Source organism: Burkholderia sp. Z1, from assembly GCF_014893795.1.
In the GTDB taxonomy this organism is placed as follows: domain Bacteria; phylum Pseudomonadota; class Gammaproteobacteria; order Burkholderiales; family Burkholderiaceae; genus Burkholderia; species Burkholderia theae.
Genome location: NZ_JACFYL010000002.1, coordinates 259,617 through 282,762 on the forward strand (window position 1 = coordinate 259,617; position 23,146 = coordinate 282,762).

The window sequence follows — 23,146 nt, forward strand, 5'->3', positions numbered from 1 at the left end:
ACCGACGGGTTATCCCGCCTGCCCGTTGCGCAGCGGCGTGCCGGTCAGGCGCAACTCATGCGCGAGGTCGATCAGCGCACGCAACCGCGCGGGCACGAAGCGATGGCCCGAATAGTAGAGCCGCAGTCCGCCGAACGACGGGCACCACGGCGCGAGCACCGGCACCAGCGCACCGGTTTTCAGTTCTTCCTCGATGAACCACTCCGAGATGAAGCCGATGCCCAGCCCGAACAGGATCGCCTGCTTGATGGCGGCCAGTTCATTGAGCGCGAGCCGCACGGGCAGGTCCATCTGCAGCTTCTGCCCGTTGCGTTCGAGCTCCCAGTGATAGATGCCGCCGTGGGACATGCGCATGCCGATGCTCTGGTGCTTGAGCAGGTCGCGCGGATGACGCGGCGTGCCGTGTCGCTTCAGATACTCGGGCGTCGCCACCACCAGCATGCGGGTATCGCGCGAGAGCGCCACGGCGATCATGTCCTGCGGTACCGATTCGGCCAGACGGATACCGGCGTCGAACCCTTCGGCGACGATGTCGATCAGGCGCGACTCGCTCACGATGTCGATGCGGACATTGGGGTAGCGCTGCGCATACGGATGAAACAGCGGCCCCAGCAACAGGTGCGCGGCACCCTGCGGTGCGTTGATGCGCAGCGTGCCGCTGGGCGTGTCGGGCCCGGTGCCGGCTTCTTCGCCGGCGCTCCTGATCTCGGCCAGCGCGGGCGCGATGCGCTCCACATAGCGCTGGCCCGCATCGGTCAGCGACACGCTCCGCGTCGAGCGATTGAACAGGCGCACCTTCAGGCGCGCTTCCAGTCCGGCCACAGCGCTGCTCACCGCCGTCGTGGACATGCCCAGCTCCAGCGCCGCACCGCGAAAGCTGCTGCGGCGCGCGACGGCCAGGACCACTTCCAGCTCGGTCATTCCGGTGCGGTGCATCGATTGTCCTGATTTTCGGGATGAGTCATCAGCCATAAGACGGCTTATCAGAACAGTAATGTATTCCTAGACTGCCTGTCATGACAGCTTGTCGGACACGCGCACAGGAGTACGCACCATGCAACGCATCGAACACATCTACATCAACGGCGAATTCGTGACGCCGCACGGCAACGAGTGGTTTGATCTGCACGACCCGAGCACCGAGCAGGTCGTCGGCCAGGTCCGCCTCGGCGACGCGCAGGATGCCGAGCGGGCGATCGCCGCGGCCAAGGCCGCGTTCCCCGGCTGGTCGCGCACCACGCGGGAAGAACGCCGCGCCGCGCTCACGCGCATGCTCGACGCCGTCGTCGCGCGGGAAGATGACCTGATGGAGGCGATCGTGACCGAATACGGCGCGCCGCTCGTGCGCGGCCGCTGGATGGCGACCTATCCGGCGGACGCGATCCGGCAGGCCATCGCCGCGCTGGAGTCGTTCGCGTTCGAGGAGCAAGCCGGCTCGGCCCGCGTGATCATGACGCCGGTCGGCGTGGCAGGGCTGATCACGCCGTGGAACAGCGATGCGGGGTTCATCTGCAACAAGCTGGCCACCGCGCTGGCAGCCGGCTGCACCGCGGTCATCAAGCCCAGCGAGATGAGCGCGATGCAGACGCAGATCGTCACCGAAGCGCTGCATGCGGCGGGCTTGCCGAAGGGCGTCTTCAATATCGTCAACGGGCGGGGCGACGTGGTGGGCGATGCGATCTCGCGCAGCCCCGACGTCGCGAAGATTTCCTTCACCGGCTCGTCAGCCGTGGGCCAGCATCTGGTGAGCGCGGGCGCGGCCACGATGAAGCGCGTGACGCTGGAACTCGGCGGCAAGTCGCCCACGGTGGTGCTCGACGACGCGGATTTCGCGAGCATCATGCCGCTCGTGTTGCAGGCGGGATTTATGAATAGCGGCCAGGCGTGCATCGCGGGGACGCGCGTGCTGGTGCCGCGTCACCGGCTCGCGGAATTCGAAGCGGTGATCACGCAGGCGGTGGCGCACGTGCGCTCCGGCGATCCGCGCGATGCCGCTACCGACATCGGGCCGATGGTCAGCGCGAGGCAATGGGAGCGGGTGCAGAACTACATCCGCATCGGGCAGGAAGAGGGCGCGGTGCTGCTGGCGGGCGGTGAAGGGCGGCCGGAAGGTTTACAGGCCGGGTGGTTCGTGAAACCCACGGTGTTTTCCCGGGCGAACAACCGGATGCGGATCGCGCAGGAAGAAATCTTCGGCCCGGTGCTGACCATCATCCCGTACGAAGACGACGCCGATGCGATCGCCATTGCCAACGATACGCGCTACGGCCTAAGTGCGGTGGTGCTGGGCAAGGATGACGCGCGTTGCGAGCGCGTCGCGTTGCAGATCGATTCCGGCCGCGTGCTCATCAATACGCTGGCGCATGAGCCGCTTGCGCCGTTCGGCGGCTTCAAGCATTCGGGGCTGGGGCGGGAAATGGGCCGCTGGGGCATCAGTGCGTACCTGGAACCCAAGACGCTGATCGCGAGCGCAAGCCGGGTTGCCTGAGCACGCGTTTCCATTGGATGCCCCCGCATGCCGTGCGGGGGCATTTGCGCATCTTGAGCCGCTGTACGGTACTGCATCGCCGGTACATAAGTGTTGCCGGTAATCGCGTGCTCGGGGCGGAACGGGCGATGCCGGGCCGCCGACGAACACCGCAGCGCCACACATCTACATGCCGAGTGCGTGCGCGGCGAGTTGCGCGACCTGCAGGCTCGTATCGGGCGGCAGGTCGTCTTCGATCAGCCAGACGGCCGACAGGCCGGCCCACGCGTGGATCCACTGCAGCAGCCGGCGGCGATCGAGTTTCGCCGCGTCGGCCACGCACGTGACGCGTTGCTCGAAGCGCACCGGATCGACCGCGATCTCGTGCGCGGGATTGCAGAACAGGTTGGCGTAGTCGAAGCCGCGTTCTCCGCGCAGGGCTTTCGGATCGATCGCGAGCCAGCCGCGTGCGCCGAAATGAAGCAGGTTGCCGTGATGGATGTCGCCGTGCAGGACGACTTCGTCGACGGGGGGCGCCGACAGCAGCGCGCGGGCCGTTGCGGCCGACCGGCGCAGCACGTCGTTGGTGCCGTCGTGCGCCAGCAGCGTGCCGAACCAGTCGCGCAGCGGCACCACCCCAGGCGGCGCCGGTGCACGATGCGCATGCAGCCGCGCGATGACGTCGCACGCGATGCGCATCGCGTCGTCGTCGCGGCCCGATGCCGAATAGCCGGCGAGCGACGGCGCCGGCCGCGCGCGCTCGAGCAGGACCGCGTCGCCGTCGTGCCGCCACACCTGCGCGGCACCTTGCCCGTTCCACCAGGTCATCAGCGCGTTGCCGCGACGCTCCTCGTCGCACGTGGCGACCTTCAGCATCGCGGATTGTCCGTGCCACACGACGGGCAGCAGGCCGCCGCTCGCGGTCAGGATCGCGTCGCCGTCGGGAACGAGGGCCCACAGGCCGATGTATCGATCGAACATGACGCGATGGTACAGGCGAACCGGATCGCGCGCTGCGCGGTTTGCCCGACGGCGCGTCGCAGGTCCGCAAGTATCACGTGACCGGTCCCACGACCTTTCCTAAATAAAATTTAGCCAGCCAAACTTTGGCTAAAGAATGTTCCGGTTTCGCGTCATCCCTTCGACAATGCGCGCCTTCCGTGACCGGTCGGCGTCAATCGCGCGCCGGCCGTCGCGGCATCGAAGAAGGAGCCCGACATGACAAACCACACCGCATCCCCTCCGCCGCAACCCGCGCCGCCGCGCCGCCGACGCGTGTGGCGCACGCTCGCGGGCGCGCTGCTCGGCCTGACGCTCGCGTGCGCGGGCATCGGCGCATGGACGATCCAGCGCATCTGGGCGCAGCTGCCGTCCGTCGAGCATCTGGCCGTCTATCGTCCGGCGCTGCCGCTACGGATCTTCTCGCGCGATGGCGACCTGCTGGCCGAATACGGCGTCGAGCGGCGCGAGTTCGTGCCGCTCGAACGCATCCCGCCGCTGATGCGGCATGCGCTGCTCGCCGCCGAGGACGCGAAGTTCTACCAGCACGGCGCGGTCGATGTCGGCGGCCTCGCACGCGCGACGTTCGCGAACGTCGTGACGGGGCAACCGGGGCAGGGCGGCAGCACGATCACGATGCAGGTCGCGCGCAACTTCTACCTGACGCGCGACAAGGTGTTGAGCCGCAAGCTCGCCGAGATCCTGATGGCGGCCAAGCTCGAACGCGAATACAGCAAGGACAAGCTGCTTGAGCTGTACATGAACGAGATCTATCTGGGCGAGCGCGCGTACGGTTTCGCGGCGGCCGCGAACGTGTATTTCGGCAAGCCGCTCGACGCGTTGAGCGCGGGCGAGGCGGCCGTGCTCGCGGGGCTGCCGAAGGCGCCGTCCGCGTTCAACCCGGTCGTCAATCCGGCGCGTGCGACCGCGCGGCGCAACTATGTACTCGGGCGGATGCATGCGCTCGGCCAGCTCGACGACGCGACCTACCGCGCGGCCGTCGATGCGCCGATCGCGCTGGCGACCACGCCGCCGCCCGGCATCATCGCCGCGCCGTACGTTGCCGAGCGCGCACGCCGGATGATGGTCGAGCGCTTCCACGATGACGCCTATACGCTCGGCCTCGACGTGACGACGTCGATCTCGATGCGCGACCAGCGCGCGGCCGAAGCCGCGCTCGAGCGCACGCTGAGCCGGCAGCCACGCGCGAAGCGCGATGCGCGCAACGGACTCGAAGGCGCGCTCGTGTCGCTCGACGCGGCGACGGGCGACATGCTCGCGCTCGTCGGCGGCGCGGATTTCAGCCGCAACGTGTTCGACCATGCGCTGCAGGCGTACCGCCAGCCGGGCTCGAGCTTCAAGCCGTTCGTCTATTCGGCGGCGCTGGAGAAGGGCTATTTCCCGGGCGTGCTCGTCGACGATACGCAGCGCACGCTCACGCGTGCGGAAACCGGCGCGCAGCCGTGGCGTCCGCGCAATTTCGGCAACCGCTACGAGGGCTTCATTCCGGTGCGGCGCGGGCTCGTGCGCTCGAAGAACCTGGTCGCGGTCAGCCTGATGCAGGCCACCGACGCACGCTACGTGCAGCAGCACGCGGTGCATTTCGGGTTCGACGCGCAGCGCAATCCGGCGTCGCTGCCGCTCGCACTCGGCGCGGGCGCGGTGACGCCGCTCGAACTCGCAAGCGCCTACAGCGTGTTCGCGAATGGCGGGACGCGGATGGAGCCGCGCCTGATCCTGTCGGTGAAGCAGCGCCACGGCGGCGCGATGTACGAGGCGACGGCACCGGCGGGCGAGCGCGTCGTGTCGGCTCGCAACGCATTCGTGATGGACAGCATGCTGCGCGACGTCGTGCGGGCCGGCACCGCGCGCGGCGCGCTCGCGCTGCGCCGCGACGACGCGGCCGGCAAGACGGGCACATCGAACGGATCGAAGGACGTGTGGTTCGCCGGCTACTCGTCGGGCATCGTCGCGGTCGCGTGGCTCGGTTACGACACGCCGCGCCCGATGGGGCGCGCGACCGGCGCGACGCTGGCGCTGCCGGTGTGGCTCGACTACATGAAGACGGCCGTCGACGGGCGCACGCCGGTCGCTGCGACGCCGCCGCAGGATGTCGCGCTCGTCGACGGTGACTTCGTCTACGCCGAATACACGCGCGGCACGTGCACGTCCGACGTGCCGGCGTACATCCGCAGCCGCTTCGCATGCGGCGGCGCGCAGGCGGTGGATGCGTCGGATTCGCCGGCCGGCGACGGCAAGCCCGACGCGCCGATGCCCGCGGCAGTAGACGCGGCCGAGCGCGAACGCGTGCTCGACCTGTTCCGGACCGACGACTGATACGCGCCATGCATACGCTTTATCTGATTGCGATCGTCGCGGAAGCGATGTCGGGGGCGCTGATGGGCATGCGGCGCGGGATGGACCGCTTCGGGCTCGCGCTCGTCGGCGCGGTGACGGCGCTCGGCGGCGGCACCGTGCGCGACGTGCTGCTCGGCCACTATCCGCTCGGCTGGATCGCGCATCCCGAATACCTGGTGATCACGCTCGTCGCGGCGACCGTCGCATCGTGGGCGGCACGACATGTCGCGCGGATGAAGGCGCTGTTCGTTACCGTCGATGCGATCGGTCTCGCGGCGTTTACGATCATCGGTTGCGACATCGGCGCGTCGACCGGCACGGCGCCGATCATCGTTGTGCTGGCCGGCGCGATCACGGGTGTCTGCGGCGGGATGCTGCGCGACCTGCTGTGCAACGAGATGCCGCTGATCCTGCGCGAGGAACTGTACGCGAGCGTCGCATTCGTCACGGGCGCGCTGTATGTCGGGATGCAGCATCTCGGCATCGATGCGGGCTTCGCGACGGTCGTCGCGCTGGCGGCCGGATTCTCGATGCGGATGCTGGCCGTGCGGCTCCGGTGGAAGATGCGGACCTTCGGCGCGGCGGACGTCGAGCATTGAGCGCGGCCCGCGCGCCGACATTCAGTCCGGCTGCATCACCTGGAAGACATTCCCCTCCGGATCGAGGCCGTCATACATCCGGTACGGGAAACCGTCGTAGCGCTTGAGATCGCGCACGGTCACGCTGTCACCGGCGAGTCGGTCGCGGTGCGCGTCGATCCCGGCGTCGATCCTGAACACGAGCTTCACGGGGCTGGCGTTCGCGTTCGCAGGCGCGGCGGCATGGCGAAACGCCGGGCCGGCCAGATGCAGCGCCAGTTCGACCGCGCCCGCGTCGAGCACGACCCATTCACCGTCGATTTCCTCGATGACGGGGAGGTCGAAATACCGCTGATAGAACGCCTTCAGCAACGCAACGTCGTGGACGTACAGGATGATGCGGGTCATCGGAAGCGGCATGGGGGTCTCCTCGAAGGGAAGTGCGAATGATGCGAAGTGAAGGTCGGGGTGTCGGGCAAGGCCGGACGTCGAGCGACATACCGACCATGCACTACGCGGGCACCATCACCGGTGGCATACCGTCGCCGGTTTCCACCATCTTCACCGCGAAGCCGTAGCACTGCGCAATATGGGCTGGCGTCATCACGTCGCGCGGTGCACCGTGCGCGACGATCGTGCCGTCGGCAAGCATCGCGATGGTATCCGCATGCCGCGCGGCGAGGTTCGGGTCGTGCACGATCGCGAGCACGCCGAGCTGCCATTCGCGTGCGACGGCGCGCACGGTATCGAGCAGGCGGTGCTGATGCGCGAGATCGAGCGCGGCGGTCGGCTCGTCGAGCAGCAGGTAGCGTGGGCCGCCTTCCGTCGCATCGTCGTCCGGCCACAGCTGCGCGAGCACGCGCGCGAACTGCACGCGGGCGAGTTCGCCGCCCGACAAGGTCGTGACATCGCGGCCGACGAGTGCATCGGCGCCGGCACGTTCGAGCGCGTGCCACGCGATGTCGCGATCGCGGTGCGACGTCGCACCGCTGCGCCGCGCATGCGGATAACGGCCGAGCAGCACGATTTCGTCGACGCTGAACGGGAAGGCCGGTTGCGCGGCCTGCGGCAGCACCGCACGCAGGCACGCGAGCCGAGACGCGTCGATGCGCGCGAGCGGTTCGCCGTTCAGCGTGACGTCGCCCGTCACGCGCACGCCGGTCGGCGCGACGCTGCCGGTCAGTTCGCCGGCGAAGGTCTTCAGCAGCGTGCTCTTGCCCGCGCCGTTGCGGCCGAGCAGCGCGGTTACGCGGCCGGGCTCGATCGACAGCGACAGGTCGCGCAGGATGGCGTTGTGTCGGCGGGCGACGTCGAGGTGGTGGGCGGTCAGCATGGTCGTCGTGAGGGCGTGAGGGAGGTTACCCGCCGAGCGCGCCGCGGCTCTTCCACAGCAGCGCGAGAAAGAACGGCGCGCCGAGCAGCGCGGTCAGCACGCCGAGCGGAATTTCGGCGGGCGCGGCGATCGTGCGCGCGGCGAGGTCGGCGGCGAGCGTCAGCAGCGCGCCGAGCAGCGCGGCGCCGGGCAGCACGATCCGCTGGTCGGGGCCGCACGCGAGGCGCACGCAATGCGGCGCGACGAGCCCGATGAAGCCGATGATGCCCGCGCACGACACGAGCGCGCCCACCGCGAGCGCGACCGCGACGAGCACGCGCCGCTTCAGCCGCTGCACGGGTACGCCGAGATGCAGCGCCTCGGTTTCGCCGAGCTGCAGCGCGTTCAGCGCGTCGCGTTCACGTGCGAGCAGCACGCAGCCGATCGCGACGCACGGCGCGACGGCCGCCAGCGCGGACCATTGCGCACCGCCGAGGCTGCCGAGGCTCCAGAAGGTCAGCGAGCGCAACTGCGCGTCGTCGGCGACGAACGTGAACAGCCCGATTGCCGCGCCGACCAGCGCATTGATCGCGATGCCGGCGAGCAGCAGCAGCGGCAGCGCGAGCCGGCCGCGCGACGCGGCAAGCCGGTAGACGAGCGCCGCGACCGTGAGCGCCCCGGCGAAGGCGGCAATGGGCAACGCGGCAGCGCTCACATGTGCGGCAAAGAGCGCGGGACCAAGCACGATCATCGTCGTCGCGCCGAGGGCAGCGCCGCTCGACACGCCGACGAGCCCCGGATCGGCGAGCGGATTGCGGAACAGCGCCTGCATCGCGGCACCGGTGGCGCCGAAGCCGCCGCCGACCAGCAGCGCCAGCGCGACGCGCGGCGCGCGAATCTCGAACAGCACCGCGCGCGCCTGCTGCGCGGCCGCATCGCCGCTCAGTGCGGCCCATGCTTCCGCGAGCGGAATGCGATAGGCGCCGACGCACAGCGCGACGACGGACATCGCGCACACGAGGCACGCGAGTGCGGCCAGCGCGAACGGCGCGAAGCGGCGCGACGTGCCGATGCGCGCGGCGCCGGAACGCGATGCCGGCGACGGCGCGGGGAAAGGCGAAGCATGAGCGGGCATCGGGGCGGTCCGGAATCAGGCGAGCGCATCCGACAGGCGTCGGTGCAGGGTCGTGACGGCGAGCGGCAGGCGCGGGCCGAAGCCGAGCAGGAACAGCGCGTCGAGCGACACGACGCGTTGCGCGCGGCCGGCCGGCGTCGCGCCGAAGCCGGGCGTCGCGAGCAGCGCGGCGCGGCCGCCGACGGCCGCGAGCCCTTCGTCGGAGATCAGCACGACGTCGGGCGCGGCGGCGGCGAGCGCCTCGGTCGTCAGCGGCTTGTAGTGATCGAAACCCTGCATCGCGTTGCGTGCGCCCGCGTAGCGGATCATCGCGTCGGCGGCCGTGCGCTGGCCGGCGACGAGCGCCTGGTTGCCGGTATGGTTCAGCACGAACAGCACGCGCGGCTGCTGCGGGCCGCCGGGTTTGCGCGCGGCGACCGCGTCGCGCGCGGCCTGCCAGTCGCGATCGAAGCGTTGCAGCAGCGTGGCGCCTGCATCGCGCACGTCGAGTGCCTGCGCGACGCCGGTGATCTTCGCGCGCACCGATTCGACGTCGTGGCGTTCGTCGAACGTCGTCACCGTCACGCCGGCACTTTTCACCTGCGCGATCGCTGTGGGCGGGCCGGCTTCCGCCGACGCGAGCACGAGATCGGGCCGCAGCGACAGCAGCCCCTCGGCCGACAGTGCGCGCTGGTAGCCGACCTTCGGCAGGCGTTTCGCGGCGTCGGGGTAGGTGCAGGTCGTGTCGGCGCCGACGAGCCGGTAGCGGGGCGTCTCGGCGCCGCCGAGCGCGAACGCGGTTTCCGCGAGCGCGCCGCCGATCACGACCACGCGCTTCGGGTTGGCCTGCGCGAGCACGCTGCCGGGCAATGCACCCGCGAGCGCGCCGGCCACCGCACCCGCCAGCACCGCACGGCGTCGCGGATCGAACGATCGCGCATTCATCGCGCGTCCCCGCGTGCCGCCGGCGGCAGCGTCGCGACGAGCGCGCGCCAGTCGTCGCGCTCGACCTTGCCGGGCTTGCGCTCGCCGAACAGCAGCGCGACGTGGTCGCCCTGGCGGTCGAACAGTTCGAGCGACGTGACGAGGCCGTCGCTCGTCGGTTTCTTCACGACCCACGCGGCGGCGATCAGGTCCTCGCGCACGTGCAGGTTGAAGCCCGGGTCGAGCACGTTGATCCACGCGCCGACCTCGCGCACGTTCGCGACCGGGCCTGTGTGGATCTGGATCATCCCCGCGTTGCCGACGAACACCATGATCGGCTGGCCGCTCCTGGCGGCCTGTTCGAGCACGTGGCGCAGCGCATGCGCGGTTTCGACCGGATACGCGTATTGCGGATCGGCGAGGCGCAGCGCCTGCATGCGGCTCACGCCGAAACGCTGCGTGATGCCGAAGAACTGGTGCGTGTCGGTCATCGCATTCCACGCGGCGCGGAAGCCGGATACGTCGATCTCGGTATCGGCACGCTCGGGCGTCTTCGGCGCGGCGGGCGCGACATCGAGGCCCGGCTCCTGCGATGGCGCGCGCCAGCGTTCGACGAATGCGTCGTACGCGGCGTGATCGCTGTGCGCGCGCAGGTACACCTTGTGGATCGCATGACCCTGCGCGTCGAAGAACTGCAGGCTTTTCAGCGGGCCGTGCGCGGTCTCGTCGCGCACCGCGAACGCCGACACCCAGTGGCGATAGAAGATGCGCAGGTCGATGTCGCCGAGCGCGAGGCCGACGGGGCCGTCATGGCTCATCTGCGCATATTCGCCGTCCTTCTCGTGGACGGCCGTGTCGTTGCGCGTGAGCGCCATCACGCGGCCGAGGCGCGGCATTTCCTCGAACATCGCCGGAAAGCGCGCGTCGAGCCGCACGACGTGCTCGCCGACGAACGCGGCGAGCGCCTCGCCTTCGCTGACACCTAGCGCCTGCGCAACGTCGCGGTTGCGCAGCTGGCGCTCGGTCTTGAGCTTGATGAACGCGTCGCGCAGCGCGGCGGCCGCGCGGGCCGGCGTGGTCGGTTGACCGGGAAGGGCGGATTGCATCATGTCGGACTCCTTCAAGAAACGGTTGGGGTGGCAGCGCGTGCGGCGCGCATCAGAAATCCACTTTCATGCTGACGGCGACCGTGCGTCCGGACGACGTATACGCATCGAGCACCTGCGAATCGGCCGCGATGCCGCGCACGTCCGACCAGTTCCAGTACTTGCGGTCGAACAGGTTGCGGATGCCGATCGTTGCGCTTACATGTTTGTTGAAGCGGTAGCCGCCGCGCAGGTCGACGACGAACGACGACGGCGGCGCGAAGCACGCCTTGTTTGAACAGTCGGACTTGTCGATGTCCTTGTCGCGTTTCGCGGCCTGGAACAGCAGGTCGGTCTGCACGAACCAGCGCTCGCTTGGCTCGTAGCGCACGCCGAACACGGCCGAGAACGGGTTGACCGTGTTGAGCGGCTGGCTGGCCGCGCCGTTGTTCTGCGTCGAGCCCTTCGTGAACGCCATCGCCGTCTTCAGCGTGATGCCGTTCGGCATCGCCCATTCGGCGCGGCCTTCGAGGCCGTGGATGCGCGCGTCGGCGAAGTTCACGTACTGGAATACGAACGGGTCGGCCGGCCGGCCGCTGCCCGCGATCGTCGTGCGCGAGATGAAGTTGCGGTAGCGGCCCGTGAACGCGGCCGCGCTGTAGCGCACGACGCCATAGCCGGTGCCGGCCTTGCCGCGCAGGCCGGCTTCGAACGTGTCGCTCGTCTCGGGCTTCAGGTTCGGGTTGCCGATCGACGTGTAGCCGTACACCGGGTTCGAGAAGCTGCTGTTCACCTGGTCGGGCGTCGGCGCGCGGAAGCCGTGCGCGTACTGCACGTACGGAATCAGCGCGGGCGTGATCTCGTAGAGCACCGAGACGCGCGGCGACAGTTCGTTCGCGCTCGTCGACACGGCCTTGCCGGTGAACAGCGGATCGTTTTCGGACGGGCTCAGCCGGTACGTGTCGAAGCGCAGGCCCGGCGTGACGAGCAGGCGGCCGTAGCCGATCTGGTCCTGTACGAATGCGCCGAACAGCGTGTAGTCGGTGTCGGGGAACGCCTTGTTCGGGAACGCCTCGCCGACGCCCGGCACCGTGCCGTTGCGCATGTTCGTCACGCGCGACAGGCTGCCGTCGACGCCATACAGCAGCTTGTGTGCGAGCGGGCCGGTCGCGAAGCCGCTTTCGGCGAACGCGGAGCCGCCGAACGTGCGTTCCTTGTACTGGTTGTCGCGCGAGCGCGATTTCAGCGGCGCGCCGCGCGTCTCGAACGCGTACTGGTCCTGCTTCGCGTCCTGGTAGTAGAACTGCACGTGCGCGGTCTGGAACCAGCGGAACGCGTCGTCGCGGAAGTCGTAGTCGACGCTGAAGCGGTTGCGCTCGAGCCGGTCGTTCGTCGTGAGGCCGAGCGTGGTCGGCGGATTGATCGCGGACAGCACGTCGGTGCTCACGCGCCGCTGCACCGTTTCGGCGGTGAACTTGATCGTGTCGCGCGTGGTGGGCGTCAGCACGAGCTTGCCGAGCAGCGATTCCGAATAGACGTCCTGCGGATTCGACGTCGTGCGCAGCGTGCTCGCCGAGTTGTTGCTGCCGCGCGTATCGACCTCGTGGCCGCGCCGGCCGTCGGCGATGATCATCCCCTGCACGCGATCGTTGCCGCCCGCGGCCGACACGGTCGCGCCGATGCTGCGGTCGGCCGAGTCGTAGCTCGGCCGGAACGAGAAGTAGTAGGGCTTGTTGTAGATCGACAGCAGGTCGCGCGGATCCTTCGTGATGAAGTTCACCGCGCCGGTCAGGCCGTCGCTGCCATAGAGCGCGGAGGCAGGCCCGCGCAGGATTTCGATGCGCTTGAGCGTGTCGAGATCGGCGTAGTCGCCGCGGCCCGCTTCGAGCGGGCCGAACGAAAACGCATTCGGCAGGCGGATGCCGTCTTCCATCAGCAGCACGCGATTGCCTTCGAGGCCGCGGATGTTGATGCTCGAATCGCCGTCGCGGCCGCCGCCGAGCGCGGCACTGCCGGGCCGGTACGCGGTGCGGCGCACCGTGACGCCCGGCTCGTAGCGCAGCGCGTCCTTGATGTTGGTGGCCTGCTGCTCCTCGAGATCCTCGTCGGTGATCACCGACACCGAGGCCGCGGTGCGGCTCGCGGCCGTGGCGGTGCGGGTGGCCGTGACGGTGACGGGGTCGAGCAGCGCCGCGTCGCCGCGCGTGGACGCGGCGAGGACGACGGCAGGAGGCGGAGTGGCGCCTTGCGGCGACGAGTCGGCGTGAGCCGGGGCGGCGGACAGGCCGAACGCGCCGAACAGCGCGGCGCAGATCGGCCGCCGCGCCAGCGGATAGCAATGCACAGGTGGTCTCCCATTGACGAAAACAAGCCCGAAGGCTGGCTGGGTGACGCGTTCACCTGGCTGGCCCGCCCGCGCGCGGAATGCGGCGAACGGAGAATTGAAAGGCAACTGATAACTTTACCAGTGTAAATGAGAATTATTATCAATACAAGCGAGGAAAGCGGCCCGTGCGGGTGAGCGCTCACCCGCGCGGCTCGGGTGAGCTGCGCCGGGAAATTCGGGAGAAGCGCGCGGGCTCTAGGCCAGCGCTTCGATGCGGATCAGCAGGTTGCGCGCATGCGCGATGAACGCATCGTGCGTCGCGCGATCGCTGTGACTTTCGAGGCCCGCCTGTTCGGCGAAGGCGATCTGATCGGTGTAGAGGTCGACGAGCGCACGGCGTTCGTCAAGGGGAAGCGCGCGGATCATCGACACGAGCAGCAGTTCCTGCGCGCGAAGCATGCCGGACAGCAATTGAACGTTCATGCCGACCTCCTCGGACGATGCGGCGGCGGGCCGCTCTTTCCATACTAGGCGGTCGGCGTACGCAGTGGAGGCGCGGTGCTTGCGATGAGGCGGCGTAAACGTGGATTCGATGGAGATGCGTCGGTCAGGTGTGGCAGTGGCAGCGCGCCGCGCGCACCCGTACATCGCGAACCGAACCGCAGCGTGCAGCAGGTAACCGGAATCAGCCAGCAGCCGTCGAGGCCCGTGTTTCGCGCACGACCTGCGCGACGCGTTCGACGAACTCGGCATCGACGCTCGACAGTGCTTCGCGCTTGCCGTCGGGCATCTCGACCATCAGCCGATACGTGATGTCCTGCGTGACCCACGAGAGATAACCGACGACGACGAGCATCACGCCGACGACGAGCGCGGCGCTCGATGCGCCGATGCCGCCTGCGACGGCGGTGGCCGCGCCGATCAGCGAGATCAGCGATGGCACGAGGCGGTTCTTCGGAATCTTGACGACGTCGACCTGGCGGATGTCACGCAGTGCGAATACCTGCCCGGCGGCGGACAGGCCGTTGCGCGTGACCATCACGCCGCGTTCGTTGAATGCGTTTTCCATCGTGTGTTGCGTGGACGAAAACGCGCAGCGTAGCAGGTTTCGTTGTTGCGTCAAACGAGACCGACTGCCGCACGATGCGTGCGGGGCGGCCGAAAGGCGGGAAGCGGGGGGAACAACGGGGCGTTCAGAACTGCAGCCGGCCGTCGCCGTAAAGCCGGCCCGGCACGTGCGACGCGACGACCTCGGCGATCTCTTCGTCGGTCGATTCGGCCGGCACGATCTGGCGCCGCGCGGGCGCGTCGAGATGCATCGTCCATTCGACGAGCCGGTACGGGCGGCCCCACGGGCGCTGCATTTCAACCGATACGCGGCAGCTCTGGACCGGCATCGAGTGTTGGCACGTCAGAATCGCGTGCAGATGGCTGAAAACGGTATCTTCGATCATCATGGCCTCCGATCCTGTCTTGTGGGCAATCGATGGCGGCGCCGTCGGCATTTAAAAAAAAAGCCGCCGATGCTCAGGCGGCCAACAGGGGGGGTGAGAGCATCCTCTCAGCCCAGAATTAAGCGAAACTTAAAAGCACATAAAAAAGCGCCCCGCGTGGAGCGGGGCGCTTCTTGCCGTCGTGATCCGCGAGTTAAGCGGATGCTTTAGAACTTGTGACGGATACCGATACGTGCGGCGATCTGGTTCTTCGAACCCGTGCCCGACGTATTGAAGTAGCTCGTGCTCGAGCCGATCTGCGCTTGCACGCCCTTGCCCGATGCTTGCTGGTACACGACCAGGCCGTACACGTCCGTACGCTTGCTGAGTGCGTAGTCGGCGATACCGTTGACCTGGTTCCAGTGCCACGAATTGCCGCTCTGCGTCGCGTTCGTGTACGTGTAGCCGAGGCCACCCGACAGTGCCGGCGTGAAGGCGTACTTGGCGCCTGCTTCATACGCGTTGTAGAACGTGCCGCCCGCGCCCGAAACGGTCGAGAACTGCGTACGCGTCCACAGCAGCCATGCCGTTGCCGGGCCCCACACGTAGCGGCCACCGACGCCGTACGTGCGCAGGTCGCGGACGTTACCCGTGCTGATGTTCGCGATCGTCGTCGAGAATGCCGGCGACGACTGGCTCGGGAAGCGGATGTCCGTGTAAGCAGCGCCGACCGAGATCGGGCCGTTCGCGTAGTTCAGGCCGAAGCTGTATGCGCGCGACGAGCCTGCCGTCGTCGTCGTGCCCGACGTCGTCGCGGCTGCGCCGGCGAAGTCCGTCGAGTTCGAGAAGCCGTACAACGCGCCGAACGTGAAGCCCGAGTAGTTCGCGCTCTGGAACTTCACGGCGTTGTTGATGCGGCTCGACGTGAGCTGGTCGAGGTCGTTCACGTGGTACGCGTAGTTACCCGCGACCGTGTTGCCGCCGGTCGAGTAGTTCGAGCCGAGGATGTCGGTCGAGAACGAGTACTGACGGCCGAACGTGACCGTGCCGTATTGCGACTGGCTCAGGCCGACGTAAGCCTGGCGACCGAAGATCGCGCCGCCCTGGCCGAGCGTGCCGTTGCCGCTGTTGAAGCCGTTTTCGAGCACGAAGATCGCCTTCAGGCCACCGCCGAGGTCTTCGGTGCCGCGCAGGCCCCAACGGCTGCCTTGGGCAACGCCGTCGTCATACTTGAACAGCTTGCCCGTGCCGCCGTTGGCGGTCTTGCTGTGGTTCACGTAGCTGATACCGGCATCGATGACGCCGTACAGCGTCACGCTGCTTTGTGCGTGCGCCGTGCCGGCCGTTGCTGCCAGGACGGCGATGGTCAACAGTTTCTTGTTCAAAGGATTCTCCGAGCGAATAAATGGCGTGTCCAGTTGCGGTTCCGGCGCTCTCATGGGCGCTTTCACGGACCGGCGGCAACTTTATCGGCGGGCCACGTAATGAATATGACAGCGACTGTCATATGAAGAATGTGTGGTGCCGATGCGACACTGAATTCTGCCCGGTTGCATAGTGGGGAGTTATACCGATTTCGGCTGAGATTCGATCCCGATCAGGAATATGCACATGAAATAAGCTTGGTTTGCGCTGTTCGGGCCCCATGCGACGATCCGTGCCTCAACAACGACACGGGACAAGAGGACACCATGCGACGTTCGATCCTGACCGGCCTCGGCGCACTCGCCGCGGCGCTGGCATTCGCGGCGCCCGGCGCGCACGCCGACCCGCAAACGCTGAAGATCGGCACGATGAGCGGCCCCGACGCGCAGATCTGGACCGAAGTGACGAAGGTCGCCGCGCGCGACGGCCTCGCGATCAAGGTCATCGAATTCAACGACTACGTGCAGCCGAACGCGGCGCTCGACTCCGGCGATCTCGACGCGAACGGCTTCCAGCACCAGCCGTTCCTCGACAGCCAGATCAAGCAGCGCGGCTACAAGATCGTCAACGTCGGGCTGACCTACACGGCGCCGATGGGCTTCTATTCGAAGAAGATCAAGTCGCTGAAGGACTTGCCGGTGGGCGCGAAGGTCGGGATCCAGAACGATCCGTCGAACGGCAACCGTGCGCTCCTGCTGCTGCAGAAATACGGCGTGATCAAGCTGAAGCCGGGCGTCGGCACGAACGGCGTGAACGCGACGCCGCTCGACGTTGCCGAGAATCCGAAGAAGATCAAGATCGTCGAACTGGATTCCGCGCAGTTGCCGCGCGCGCTGCCGGATGTCGATGCCGCGTCGATCAACACCGATTACGCGGTGAAGGCGGGGCTCACGCCGGTGAAGGATGCGATCGCGATCGAGGATCTGCGCGGGCCGTATGCGAACCTGATCGCGGTGCGCGCGCAGGACAAGGACAAGCCGTGGGTGAAGAAGCTCGTCGCGGCCTATGAATCGGACGACGTGCGCAAGTTCATCGACCAGAAGTTCGGCGGCGCGATCGTGCCGGCGTTCTGAACGGTCAGGCATCCCGGCCGGCTGGATCGCCGGACATCGACGATCCGGAAAGCAAATCGCCCGCGCAAGCGGGCGATTTCGTTGGTGCGAGCCGTAGCCCGGCGCGCGGGCCGCCCGCTCAGGCCGACAGCAGCGAACCCGTGCGGATCGCGGTCGCGCCGGCAATCCGCGCGACTTCCATGCCGGCCGTCGCGAAGCGCACGATCTGGCGCGCGTACAGCACGCCCGACACGCTGCTCTTCAGCGTGATGACGCGATCGGTCAGCGGATCGACGATGTCGGCCACTTCCTGGCCGGCCTCGATCCACGCGCCGACCGGCGTGCGGAACACGATCACGCCCGACACGGGCGCGACGAGCGGATCGGTGCCCGCGAGCGGCGTGGCCGGATGCGCGAGCGGCGGCAGCGGCGCCGGCGTGCCGTCGACGACACCGCGCTCGGTCAGGTATTCGACGATCGCCTGCGCATCCTTTTCGGCCAGCTCGTACGACACGTCGCGTTCGCTGCGCAGTTCCACCGTGACGGAAATCGCGCCGTTCGGGATCGGGAAGCGGTCGCCGAAACGGTTGCGCAGATCCGACCAGCAGAAGCTGTGGATCTCGTCGAACGGATTGCCGACCGAATTCAGCGCGAGCAGCGACGCCTGCGCGTCGAGATAGCGCGACAGCGGCTCGACGTCCGGCCACAGATCGGGATTGGTGTAGAGGTGCATCACCGCATCGCTGTCGCAATGCAGGTCGAGCACGATATCGGCGTCGAACGACAGCTTCTGCAGCGCGAGGCGTTGGGAATCGAGTTCGGTGCGCGGTGCCTGCTCGTCGAGCGCTTCGCGCATCGCGGCGCGCACGGCAACCAGGTTGCGCTGGGCGTCGCTCGTGAGCCGGCTTTCGACGCGCGGCAGCACGAGCGCCGCGAGATCGTAGAAATTGCGGTTGAAGTTCTGCATCGAGCCGAGGTCGAAGCGGCCGAGGTGATCGCCGAACACGTGCTGCGACAGGCCGATCGGGTTCGGCACGGGCACGATGACGACTTCGCCGCGCAGCTTGCCGGACGTCTCGAGCGCGGCGATCTTGCGGCGCAGCAGCGTGGCGACCAGCATGCCGGGCAGTTCGTCCGCGTGCAGCGACGACTGGATATAGACCTTCTTGCCGCCGCGCGGGCCGTAGTGGAAGCTCGTGATCTGGCGTTCGGTGCCGACGGCGGGGGAAATCAGCGGATGGGTCTGCGTTTGCATGATGAGGGGAGTGCGGCGCAGCCGCGAATGATCCGGTGTGCGTGGAAGATCGATTGTACGTTGCCTGCGTCGCCCCCATCAAACCGGTACCGGAACAATCCATTTTCTTTTGAGAATCATCGAGTTGGCGCGGAAAAAATAACGCTTCCGGCGCCGCTCGCGCAAAAAAAACGGGCTCCTTGTGGAGCCCGTCTGCACGGATGTGACGCGTGCGCTTGCTGGCGGTGTTACTTGCCGTAGACGTCGAAATCGAAGTACTTCTTCGCGATCTTCGCGTACGTGCCGTCCTTGCGCATGCCGGAGATCGCGCCGTCGATCTTCGCCTTCAGGTCGGTGTCTTCCTTGCGCAGGCCAATGCCGGCGCCATTGCCGAGCGTCTTCGGATCGTCGATATCCTTGCCGGCGAAATCGAAGTTCGCGCCGCGCGGCGTCTTCAGGAAGCCGATCTCGGCTTGCACCGCGTCCTGCAGCGCGCCGTCCAGACGGCCCGAGATCAGGTCGGCGTAGACCTGGTCCTGGTTCTGGTAAGGCACGACGTTCACGCCCTTCGATGCCCAGTAGGTCTTCGCGTAGGTTTCCTGGATCGTGCCCTGCTCGACGCCGACCGTCTTGCCCTTCAGCGATTCAGCCGTCGGCAGCAGGCCGGCGCCCTTCTTCGCGACGAGGCGTGTCGGCGTGTTGAACAGCTTCTCGGAGAACGCAATCTGTTCCTGACGCGCCGGCGTCATCGACATCGACGACAGCACGCCGTCGAACTTGCGGGCCTTCAGCGCCGGGATCATCCCGTCGAAGTCGTTTTCGATCCACACGCACTTCGCGTTGATGCGGCGGCAGATTTCGTTGCCGAGGTCGACGTCGAAACCGACCACCTTGCCGTCAGCGCCTTTCGATTCGAAAGGCGGGTAGCTTGCGTCGACGCCGAACCGCACGGTCGTCCAGTCCTTCGCGTACGCGCTGCCGGCCGATACGGCAAGCAGGGCAACGGTCACAGCCGCAAGAATCTTTTTCACTCGGTGACTCCTCGTTTTGTTCGATGGGTGCGCGGTTGTGCCGCGCCGTAAGCCTTCGGTCCGGCGCGGCTTCGCGTCGGACTGTCCGTTTCGCCCACCCGATGCGGGCGCGCGACGTGCGCAAGATTATCAAGACAAAATACCGGCAGGGCGCCTAGGACAAGCCCCGATACCGGGCCCGGCGGCAGCGCGGCGGGGGCGCGACCGTTTCAGACACAGGAACGATTCAACCGAGCGTTTCGTTGACCGCCCGCTGCAGGCACGTGACGAATTGCGAGACGGCGGGCGTGGGCAGCAGGTCGCGCCGCGCGATGATCGACAGGTCGAAGCGCGGCATGCTTTCGTCGAGTTCGGCCGTGCGGATGCCGAGCGGCGCGACCATCGCGGCGAGCGGGCGCGTGAAGCAGCCGATCACGTCCGAGCGCGCGACGAGCCCGAGCGTGACCGCGAACGACATCGGCGATCTCAGCAGGCGCTTCGGCAGCGGCAGGCCGCGTGCTTCGAACATCCCGACCATCACGCTGTGCGGAAACTGTTCGGCGCCGACGGTGACGATCCACTCGGCGTCGAGCAATTCCTCTAATCGGCGTGCGTGCGCGAGCGGATGGCCTTCGCGCATCACGATCGTGAACTCGGTCGACAGCAGCGGCGATTGCGTGAAATCGCGGTCGAGCGCGGGCACGTGGTGCATCGCAGCGATGTCGAGCGTGCCGTTGCGCAGCTGCGCGAGCGCGTCGGGCACCGTCAATTCCACGAGATGCAGGCTCACGTTCGGCATCGACCGGCGGAATGCCGTCACCGCGTGCGGTAGCGCAGTCAGCGCGATCGACGGCATCGTGCCGACCGCGACGCGCCCCGACATCTCGCCTTTCACGTGTTCGACGGCCTCGACCGTGCGACGGATGTCGCCGAGCAACTGCTCGGCGCGCGGCAGCAGCGCATGGCCGCAGGCGGTCAGCTCGACGCCGCGCACGCTGCGCGCGAGCAGCTCCGCGTTGAGCGCCGTTTCGAGTTCGCGGATCGTATGCGTGATCGCGGGCTGCGTGACGCCAAGTTCGCGCGCGGCGGCGCGCAGGCTCTTGTGATGCGCGGCGGACACGAACGCCTGGAGCTGGGCGATGTTCAGGGGGTTGCGGATGCGGGTCATCGATCGGGTCCGGTTGGCGCGACAGTGTGGCGAACGAGGTGGGGCGGCGGCGGTGTTCGGTCGCGATCCCGATGGTTGCATGCACGCGGTGTCGTGTCGTCGGCTCGACACATCGCGTGCCGCTGCGCAGGCGGCGGTGACGTTGCGAACGTCACGCGCCGGCGCGCGCGCGGAACGCGCGACGATACCGCTGCGGCGATGTGCCGACCACGCGCGCGAACCGTTCGCGAAACGCGGTGACCGAACCGAACCCGGCCTCCGTCGCGACATGCTCGATCGACAGCTCCGTGACCTCCAGCAACTGCTGCGCATGCCGGACGCGCGCGGTCTGCAGCCATTGCCGCGGCGACGTGCCCGTCTGCTCCTGGAAGCGCCGCGTCAGCGTGCGCACGCTCGTCGACGCCTTGCGGGCCATCGCGTCGAGCGTGAGCGGCTTGCGCAGGTTCGCCTGCAGCCAGTCCATCAGGTTTTGCAGCCCGTCGGTGGCGGCCGGCCATTCCGGTGCGATGAACTGCGCCTGCCCGCCTTCCCGCACGCGCGGCGCCACCGCGCAGCGTGCGGCGTCGACGGCCACCGCCGCGCCGTAGTCGGCCTGGATCATGTGCAGGCACAGATCGAGGCCGGCCGCCGCGCCGGCCGACGTCAGTATCTGCCCGTTGTCGACGAACAGTACGTTCGGGTCGACCGTCACGCGCGGATAGCGGCGCGCGAGTTCGGCGGCCGCGAGCCAGTGCGTGGTCGCGCGCAGGCCGTCGAGCAGCCCGGCTTCCGCGAGCACGAACGCGCCGCTGCAGATCGACGCGATCCGGCAACCGCGCGCGGCTGCGTCGCGCAGGGCGGCAAGCGCACGGCGTGACGTGGGTGCGAGCGCCACCGACGTGCCGGGGACGACGATCGTATCGGCGTCGGCGAGCGCATCGAGACGAAACGGGGGCCGCAGTTCGAACAGGTCGCCGGCGACGCGCGGCTGCTCGCTGCACACGCGCACGCGGTACGCCTGTTCGACGCCGGGCGCACGCACGCGCGCGAACGTGTCGCACGCAACGCCCAGATCGAACGGGACGACATCGGGCAAAGCGAGCACGGCGACCGTATGCATGGCGTTCGAGGGGTTGGCCAGAATCCGTCTAAAGATGTCATTTTAGCCAATGGCTCGGGCGCGCACCACACGCGACAATCGCCGCAGACCAACCTGGAGGCACGCCGATGAAACAAGACGACCGCAATGCGTTGCGGAACCTGCAATACCTGTCGTTGCTGGAGGCGACCACGCTCGTCGTGCTGGTGTGCGTCGCCGTGCCGCTCAAGCATCTGGCCGGTTATCCGGTCGCGGTATCGATCATGGGCCCGATTCACGGCATCGCGTTCGCGCTGTACGTGTGGGCGGTCGTCGGCACCGCGTCGAGCGGGCTGTGGAGCAGGGGCGAAGTCGCGCGGCTCGTGCTGTCGGCCGTCGTGCCGTTTGCGGGTCTCGCGAGCGTCGGATGGATCGCGCGCAGGCGGCACGCGCGATGATCTACCTGTTGCTCAAGGCCGTGCATGTGATCGCGATCGTCACGTTCGTCGGCGGGCTGCTGATGCTGTCGGTCGGCGTCCGTATCGCCAACCTCGCCGTGCATCGCGCGGTGCGGCGCTGGGATCGCGCGGTGACGGCGCCCGCGCTCGCGCTCGTCTGGATCACGGGCGTGGCGATCGCGATGAACGGGCACTGGTTCGGCGCGGCGTGGCTGTCGGTGAAGCTGGTGGTCGTCGTGGCGCTGTCGGCGCTGCACGGGATCCTGGCCGGCACGCTGCGGCGCATGGAGCGCGACGATCTCGTCGTCGCGCCGGCGTCGTGGCTCGGGCAGGCAGCGGGTGCGGTCGTGGTCGCGATGGGGATCGTCGTCGGGCTGGTCGTGATCAAGCCGTTCTGACGCGTTTCGACTAAGCCAGCGCCATCTCGACCGCGGCCAGCGTGCGTCGCCTGATCCAGCCGCTCCCCAGCCGGATCGCGAGCCAGTACGGCATGAACAGCCAGCGCGTGCGTGCGGTCGGACAGTGGACGAAGGTTTCCGTGCGCAGCACGCGCGCGCCGGATGCGAGCCCGACGACCTCGAACCGGAGCACCAGCTTCGCGTCGCGCGGATCGTCGTGGCGCACGAACGCCGTTGCATCGGCGATCGTGCGCACGTCGGGCGCCGGGCGCCAGAAGCGTCCGACGAGGCCGAGCGACAGTGACGTGTCGTCGCGGTGAAGCAGCGTAAACGTGTCGAAGCCGAAGCGCGCGCGTTCGTTGCGGGCCGGCCCGTCGCGGAGCGTGCCCATGACCGACGCCGGGAATTCGCGCGCCCTCAGCAGCGCGTCGATGACCGGATCGGCGCGCATGTCGAGCGATGCGACGGTGTCGATGATGCGTGCGGGCGGCGCGCCGATCGGCTGCGATTCATGCACCTCGTGGAAGCCGAACGACGGAATGAACGGCGGCTTGCGCGCCGAGGTCCGGGTACTCGATTCGGAGACGATGCCGAGCGGGTTCATGGCGGCTCCTGAAGGCAAAACGCGATCGTAGCACCGGGCACGGATTCGCGTCGCGCCGCTTCCGAGATGTGCGTCGCGCCGCTTTCGCCTCAACAAAAAAAGCCTGGAAACTCGCGTTCCCAGGCTTGGAGACCATCAACGATG

The 23,146-nt window shown here is 67.9% G+C and carries 23 protein-coding genes; 6 read left to right on the forward strand and 17 right to left on the reverse strand.

Annotated elements, in window-relative coordinates; translation table 11 throughout:
- Positions 1 to 9: 9 nt before the first annotated feature.
- Positions 10 to 936, reverse strand: a complete 927-nt coding sequence (locus H3H55_RS18305) for a LysR family transcriptional regulator (RefSeq protein ID WP_193099668.1) — start codon at positions 934 to 936, stop codon at positions 10 to 12.
- A gap of 118 nt (positions 937 to 1,054) precedes the next feature.
- Between H3H55_RS18305 and H3H55_RS18310 the strand changes: the two genes are divergently transcribed.
- Complete coding sequence (locus H3H55_RS18310; protein WP_193099669.1) at positions 1,055 to 2,488, forward strand: aldehyde dehydrogenase family protein; 1,434 nt, start codon at positions 1,055 to 1,057, stop codon at positions 2,486 to 2,488.
- 165 nt (positions 2,489 to 2,653) lie between these two features.
- Here H3H55_RS18310 and H3H55_RS18315 read toward each other — a convergent pair whose 3' ends face one another.
- On the reverse strand, positions 2,654 to 3,448 hold the full coding sequence (locus H3H55_RS18315; RefSeq protein ID WP_193099670.1) for an aminoglycoside phosphotransferase family protein: 795 nt from the start codon (positions 3,446 to 3,448) through the stop codon (positions 2,654 to 2,656).
- A 237-nt stretch (positions 3,449 to 3,685) separates the two neighbouring features.
- On the opposite strand from H3H55_RS18315, the gene H3H55_RS18320 reads away from it, so the two are divergent.
- Both H3H55_RS18320 and H3H55_RS18325 read left to right on the forward strand, forming a co-directional pair.
- Positions 3,686 to 5,803, forward strand: coding sequence for a penicillin-binding protein 1A (locus tag H3H55_RS18320; RefSeq protein WP_193099671.1), 2,118 nt, complete (start codon positions 3,686 to 3,688; stop codon positions 5,801 to 5,803).
- 8 nt (positions 5,804 to 5,811) lie between these two features.
- Positions 5,812 to 6,423: a trimeric intracellular cation channel family protein gene (locus H3H55_RS18325; RefSeq protein WP_193099672.1), complete on the forward strand. Its 612-nt coding sequence runs from the start codon at positions 5,812 to 5,814 to the stop codon at positions 6,421 to 6,423.
- Positions 6,424 to 6,444: 21 nt separating this feature from the next.
- On the opposite strand, the gene H3H55_RS18330 is transcribed toward H3H55_RS18325, so the two are convergent.
- From H3H55_RS18330 to H3H55_RS18375, 10 genes are all read right to left on the reverse strand, one after another.
- Complete coding sequence (locus H3H55_RS18330) at positions 6,445 to 6,822, reverse strand: VOC family protein (protein WP_193099673.1); 378 nt, start codon at positions 6,820 to 6,822, stop codon at positions 6,445 to 6,447.
- 91 nt (positions 6,823 to 6,913) lie between these two features.
- Entirely contained in the window at positions 6,914 to 7,735 is an 822-nt protein-coding gene (locus tag H3H55_RS18335; protein ID WP_193099674.1) for a heme ABC transporter ATP-binding protein, read from the reverse strand.
- Positions 7,736 to 7,760: 25 nt separating this feature from the next.
- The gene (locus H3H55_RS18340; protein WP_193099675.1) at positions 7,761 to 8,849 is read right to left on the reverse strand and encodes a FecCD family ABC transporter permease; all 1,089 of its coding nucleotides are present in this window, start codon (positions 8,847 to 8,849) and stop codon (positions 7,761 to 7,763) included.
- A gap of 15 nt (positions 8,850 to 8,864) precedes the next feature.
- Positions 8,865 to 9,773, reverse strand: coding sequence for a heme/hemin ABC transporter substrate-binding protein (locus tag H3H55_RS18345; protein WP_129515917.1), 909 nt, complete (start codon positions 9,771 to 9,773; stop codon positions 8,865 to 8,867).
- On the reverse strand, positions 9,770 to 10,861 hold the full coding sequence (locus H3H55_RS18350; protein WP_193099676.1) for a hemin-degrading factor: 1,092 nt from the start codon (positions 10,859 to 10,861) through the stop codon (positions 9,770 to 9,772). The genes H3H55_RS18345 and H3H55_RS18350 overlap by 4 nt, the downstream gene beginning before the upstream one ends.
- A 49-nt stretch (positions 10,862 to 10,910) precedes the next feature.
- Positions 10,911 to 13,181 (reverse strand): TonB-dependent hemoglobin/transferrin/lactoferrin family receptor, encoded by a 2,271-nt coding sequence (locus H3H55_RS18355; protein ID WP_193099677.1) that lies wholly within the window; start codon positions 13,179 to 13,181, stop codon positions 10,911 to 10,913.
- A 237-nt stretch (positions 13,182 to 13,418) separates the two neighbouring features.
- Positions 13,419 to 13,646: a hypothetical protein gene (locus H3H55_RS18360; protein ID WP_193099678.1), complete on the reverse strand. Its 228-nt coding sequence runs from the start codon at positions 13,644 to 13,646 to the stop codon at positions 13,419 to 13,421.
- Positions 13,647 to 13,848: 202 nt separating this feature from the next.
- Positions 13,849 to 14,232, reverse strand: coding sequence for a DUF6232 family protein (locus H3H55_RS18365; protein ID WP_193099679.1), 384 nt, complete (start codon positions 14,230 to 14,232; stop codon positions 13,849 to 13,851).
- Between the two features lie 124 nt (positions 14,233 to 14,356).
- The gene (locus H3H55_RS18370; protein WP_011353838.1) at positions 14,357 to 14,617 is read right to left on the reverse strand and encodes a DUF2866 domain-containing protein; all 261 of its coding nucleotides are present in this window, start codon (positions 14,615 to 14,617) and stop codon (positions 14,357 to 14,359) included.
- 206 nt (positions 14,618 to 14,823) lie between these two features.
- Positions 14,824 to 15,981 (reverse strand): porin, encoded by a 1,158-nt coding sequence (locus tag H3H55_RS18375; protein WP_193099680.1) that lies wholly within the window; start codon positions 15,979 to 15,981, stop codon positions 14,824 to 14,826.
- Between the two features lie 306 nt (positions 15,982 to 16,287).
- Here H3H55_RS18375 and H3H55_RS18380 point away from each other — a divergent pair, with 306 nt between their 5' ends.
- Positions 16,288 to 17,094, forward strand: coding sequence for a MetQ/NlpA family ABC transporter substrate-binding protein (locus H3H55_RS18380; protein ID WP_129515912.1), 807 nt, complete (start codon positions 16,288 to 16,290; stop codon positions 17,092 to 17,094).
- 118 nt (positions 17,095 to 17,212) lie between these two features.
- Here H3H55_RS18380 and H3H55_RS18385 read toward each other — a convergent pair whose 3' ends face one another.
- The 4 genes from H3H55_RS18385 to H3H55_RS18400 form a co-directional block, all read right to left on the reverse strand.
- A complete protein-coding gene (locus H3H55_RS18385; RefSeq protein ID WP_129515911.1) occupies positions 17,213 to 18,328 on the reverse strand; it encodes a succinylglutamate desuccinylase/aspartoacylase family protein in 1,116 nt (371 codons plus the stop codon).
- 227 nt (positions 18,329 to 18,555) lie between these two features.
- Positions 18,556 to 19,338: an ABC transporter substrate-binding protein gene (locus tag H3H55_RS18390; protein WP_193099681.1), complete on the reverse strand. Its 783-nt coding sequence runs from the start codon at positions 19,336 to 19,338 to the stop codon at positions 18,556 to 18,558.
- Positions 19,339 to 19,564: 226 nt separating this feature from the next.
- The gene (locus H3H55_RS18395) at positions 19,565 to 20,485 is read right to left on the reverse strand and encodes a LysR substrate-binding domain-containing protein (protein WP_164992060.1); all 921 of its coding nucleotides are present in this window, start codon (positions 20,483 to 20,485) and stop codon (positions 19,565 to 19,567) included.
- A 151-nt stretch (positions 20,486 to 20,636) separates the two neighbouring features.
- A complete protein-coding gene (locus tag H3H55_RS18400; protein ID WP_193099682.1) occupies positions 20,637 to 21,584 on the reverse strand; it encodes a GlxA family transcriptional regulator in 948 nt (315 codons plus the stop codon).
- A gap of 107 nt (positions 21,585 to 21,691) precedes the next feature.
- Between H3H55_RS18400 and H3H55_RS18405 the strand changes: the two genes are divergently transcribed.
- Both H3H55_RS18405 and H3H55_RS18410 read left to right on the forward strand, forming a co-directional pair.
- Positions 21,692 to 22,000, forward strand: a complete 309-nt coding sequence (locus H3H55_RS18405; protein ID WP_193099683.1) for a DUF3817 domain-containing protein — start codon at positions 21,692 to 21,694, stop codon at positions 21,998 to 22,000.
- Positions 21,997 to 22,398 carry a CopD family protein gene (locus H3H55_RS18410; RefSeq protein WP_193102052.1) on the forward strand — a complete coding sequence of 134 codons (402 nt, stop codon included), beginning with the start codon at positions 21,997 to 21,999 and terminating at the stop codon, positions 22,396 to 22,398. The genes H3H55_RS18405 and H3H55_RS18410 overlap by 4 nt, the downstream gene beginning before the upstream one ends.
- 10 nt (positions 22,399 to 22,408) lie before the next feature.
- Here the strand turns inward: H3H55_RS18410 and H3H55_RS18415 are convergent, their stop codons facing one another.
- Positions 22,409 to 23,002 carry a hypothetical protein gene (locus H3H55_RS18415; RefSeq protein ID WP_193099684.1) on the reverse strand — a complete coding sequence of 198 codons (594 nt, stop codon included), beginning with the start codon at positions 23,000 to 23,002 and terminating at the stop codon, positions 22,409 to 22,411.
- Positions 23,003 to 23,146 lie beyond the last annotated feature (144 nt).

Excerpts from the sequence above, each read along its gene's own strand:
- H3H55_RS18305 (WP_193099668.1), bottom strand. The coding sequence starts at position 936 with ATGCACCGCACCGGAATGACCGAGCTGGAAGTGGTCCTGGCCGTCGCG.
- H3H55_RS18310 (WP_193099669.1), top strand. The coding sequence starts at position 1,055 with ATGCAACGCATCGAACACATCTACATCAACGGCGAATTCGTGACGCCG.
- H3H55_RS18315 (WP_193099670.1), bottom strand. The coding sequence starts at position 3,448 with ATGTTCGATCGATACATCGGCCTGTGGGCCCTCGTTCCCGACGGCGAC.
- H3H55_RS18320 (WP_193099671.1), top strand. The coding sequence starts at position 3,686 with ATGACAAACCACACCGCATCCCCTCCGCCGCAACCCGCGCCGCCGCGC.
- H3H55_RS18325 (WP_193099672.1), top strand. The coding sequence starts at position 5,812 with ATGCATACGCTTTATCTGATTGCGATCGTCGCGGAAGCGATGTCGGGG.
- H3H55_RS18330 (WP_193099673.1), bottom strand. The coding sequence starts at position 6,822 with ATGCCGCTTCCGATGACCCGCATCATCCTGTACGTCCACGACGTTGCG.
- H3H55_RS18335 (WP_193099674.1), bottom strand. The coding sequence starts at position 7,735 with ATGCTGACCGCCCACCACCTCGACGTCGCCCGCCGACACAACGCCATC.
- H3H55_RS18340 (WP_193099675.1), bottom strand. The coding sequence starts at position 8,849 with ATGCCCGCTCATGCTTCGCCTTTCCCCGCGCCGTCGCCGGCATCGCGT.
- H3H55_RS18345 (WP_129515917.1), bottom strand. The coding sequence starts at position 9,773 with ATGAATGCGCGATCGTTCGATCCGCGACGCCGTGCGGTGCTGGCGGGT.
- H3H55_RS18350 (WP_193099676.1), bottom strand. The coding sequence starts at position 10,861 with ATGATGCAATCCGCCCTTCCCGGTCAACCGACCACGCCGGCCCGCGCG.
- H3H55_RS18360 (WP_193099678.1), bottom strand. The coding sequence starts at position 13,646 with ATGAACGTTCAATTGCTGTCCGGCATGCTTCGCGCGCAGGAACTGCTG.
- H3H55_RS18365 (WP_193099679.1), bottom strand. The coding sequence starts at position 14,232 with ATGGAAAACGCATTCAACGAACGCGGCGTGATGGTCACGCGCAACGGC.
- H3H55_RS18370 (WP_011353838.1), bottom strand. The coding sequence starts at position 14,617 with ATGATCGAAGATACCGTTTTCAGCCATCTGCACGCGATTCTGACGTGC.
- H3H55_RS18380 (WP_129515912.1), top strand. The coding sequence starts at position 16,288 with ATGCGACGTTCGATCCTGACCGGCCTCGGCGCACTCGCCGCGGCGCTG.
- H3H55_RS18385 (WP_129515911.1), bottom strand. The coding sequence starts at position 18,328 with ATGCAAACGCAGACCCATCCGCTGATTTCCCCCGCCGTCGGCACCGAA.
- H3H55_RS18395 (WP_164992060.1), bottom strand. The coding sequence starts at position 20,485 with ATGACCCGCATCCGCAACCCCCTGAACATCGCCCAGCTCCAGGCGTTC.
- H3H55_RS18400 (WP_193099682.1), bottom strand. The coding sequence starts at position 21,584 with ATGCATACGGTCGCCGTGCTCGCTTTGCCCGATGTCGTCCCGTTCGAT.
- H3H55_RS18405 (WP_193099683.1), top strand. The coding sequence starts at position 21,692 with ATGAAACAAGACGACCGCAATGCGTTGCGGAACCTGCAATACCTGTCG.
- H3H55_RS18410 (WP_193102052.1), top strand. The coding sequence starts at position 21,997 with ATGATCTACCTGTTGCTCAAGGCCGTGCATGTGATCGCGATCGTCACG.
- H3H55_RS18415 (WP_193099684.1), bottom strand. The coding sequence starts at position 23,002 with ATGAACCCGCTCGGCATCGTCTCCGAATCGAGTACCCGGACCTCGGCG.